At 66.0% G+C, this 2,240-nt stretch carries 2 protein-coding genes; both read right to left on the bottom strand.

Features of this window, described 5'->3' with window-relative positions:
• A partial coding sequence (gene groEL / locus WB461_RS09520; protein WP_423852495.1) for a chaperonin GroEL occupies positions 1-763 on the bottom strand: 763 nt, incomplete at its 3' end.
• Between the two features lie 203 nt (positions 764-966).
• The gene (locus WB461_RS09515; RefSeq protein ID WP_423852494.1) at positions 967-2,199 is read right to left on the bottom strand and encodes a hypothetical protein; all 1,233 of its coding nucleotides are present in this window, start codon (positions 2,197-2,199) and stop codon (positions 967-969) included.
• Positions 2,200-2,240 lie beyond the last annotated feature (41 nt).

Genomic DNA, 2,240 nt, shown 5'->3' with positions numbered 1-2,240 from the left:
CGCCCTCGACGTCCTCGGCGATGATGACGAGGGGCTTGCCCGACGCCATGACCTTCTCGAGGATCGGGACCATGTCCTTGACCGTGCTGATCTTGCCGTTGTAGATGAGGACGTACGGATCGTCGAGCACGGTCTCCATGCGCTCGGGGTCCGTCACGAAGTAGCCCGACAGGTGGCCCTTGTCGAAGCGCATGCCCTCGGTCAGCTCCAGGTCGATGCCAAACGTGTTGGACTCCTCAACCGTGATGACGCCTTCCTTGCCGACCTTGTCCATGGCCTCGGCGATGATGTCGCCGACCGTGGCGTCAGCCGCGGAGATCGAGGCCGTGGCCGCGATCTGTTCCTTGGTCTCGACGTCCTTGGCCATGCCGAGCAGCTGGGCGCTGATGGCCTCGACTGCGGTCTCGATGCCCTTCTTGAGGCCCATCGGGTTGGCGCCGGCGGCGACGTTGCGCAGACCTTCGCGTACGAGCGCCTGGGCAAGGACGGTGGCGGTCGTGGTGCCGTCACCGGCGACGTCGTCAGTCTTCTTGGCGACTTCCTTGACGAGCTCGGCGCCGATCTTCTCGAACGGGTCCTCCAGCTCGATCTCCTTGGCGATGCTGACACCGTCGTTGGTGATCGTGGGGGCTCCCCACTTCTTCTCCAGGACGACGTTGCGGCCCTTGGGACCGAGCGTCACCTTCACGGCGTCGGCGAGCTGGTTCATTCCCCGCTCGAGGCCGCGACGGGCTTCCTCGTTGAAAGCAATGGTTTTTGCCATAGGTACTTTTCTCCGACTTGGTTGTCGACGTGGGTGATCAGGCGATGCCCGCGACGGACGGCTGCAGCGTGCGGCGAACCCTTCTCGCCGCGGCCCACAACCTCATCGGCCTGATCGATGTTCTTAGCACTCTCATCATACGAGTGCTAATCAACGTCGCGCAATCAGCCCACCCAAATCGGGCTTCGACCGTCCTGACCCGGTCAGACCGAAAACAACAGGAACAGTCCGGTGAACGTGTAGGCCACCATCAGGACCAGCATCGCCAGCTGCCCGCTGAGTCGGTGCTGTCTGGGCAGGACGGCCAGCGCCTTGTCGTGGGCCGCGACGACGGCCAAGACGTGCCCCGCGACGACGAAGGTCACCTTGAGTGCAGCGAGCATCGAGGGGTGCTCGGACAGGACGTAGGCCGTCGCCGGATCTCCCAGCGGCGCCCAGCCTCGGCCGAGCGGGTCGAGCAGCGCGAAGAATGCAGTCTGACCCTTCTCCACCAGGTAGGTCAGGTAGTGGGCGAGCACGTATCCGACCACGATCGGCACCAGGGAGTGCGCAAGCCGGCCCGGCAGCGCGTGCCGCTCCCGGCTGCTGACACCACCGGTGGCTCGTCCTGCCAGAACGAACAGCGCCCCAACCACGGCGCAGAAGGCCAACAGGGTCAGCGTGTGCTGCCAGGACGTCAGCGTCCTGCTCTGCCAGAACGATGACGACGAGAAGCTGTCGTACGCGGTAGAGCCCAGCAGCGTCGCGAGCACCGCCACGAGCCCGGGCTCGACCGGGATCGACGGCAGACTCCGCAACGGATTGTGCAGGTGGCGGCGGCCGTTTCGCACGAATGGCGAGAGCTTGGCGATGATCGCGCTGTAGACGTCGAAAGGGTCGCCTCGGTCGAACCAGCGCTGACCGAATGTCACGCCGCCCAGGAGCATCGCGGCGACGTAGCAGGCGACCCACGTGCGCACCGCGGCGACGCTGCCGGGGTCGGGCGAAGCCAGCTCGAGCCACACGAACGCGAACAACCCGACGACCGCAGGCCAGTAGCCGAGTCGTTCCGGGTAGGCCATCAGACCGGGCCACCGACCGGTCAGAGTTCGCCACGGGGAGAGGTCTCGCCAGACGTGGCCGGCAACGAGCGCCAGCGGGACCAACCCGACCCACAGGAAGATGTAGAGCGCGCCGACCCCACCGTTGTCTGAGTCCGGCGGTCCGGCGAAGAGCGCCATCATGACCCAAGCGGCCAGCAGCAGCCCGACGACGGCGAGCCACCGACGGCGCGGCGGTACTTCTGCGGGCGCTGGCTCATCGGCGAACTTTGGTTTCTTCCACGCCAGCGCCAGCACCGCGAAAGAGATCGTCAGCGCCCACGAGGCGCCCACCATGGCATAGACGAGAGGGATCGGGAGGTCTGCCGACCCTCCGAGACCGTGAGTCTGGATCACGGGCGGACGACTAGCTGCACGATCGTCACGTCGAGGTGGTG

The sequence above is a fragment of the Aeromicrobium sp. genome (assembly GCF_049587115.1).
GTDB lineage: Bacteria > Actinomycetota > Actinomycetes > Propionibacteriales > Nocardioidaceae > Aeromicrobium.
The sequence above is the reverse complement of the archived record's forward strand: the minus strand, read 5'-3'. Positions and strand labels throughout refer to the sequence as shown.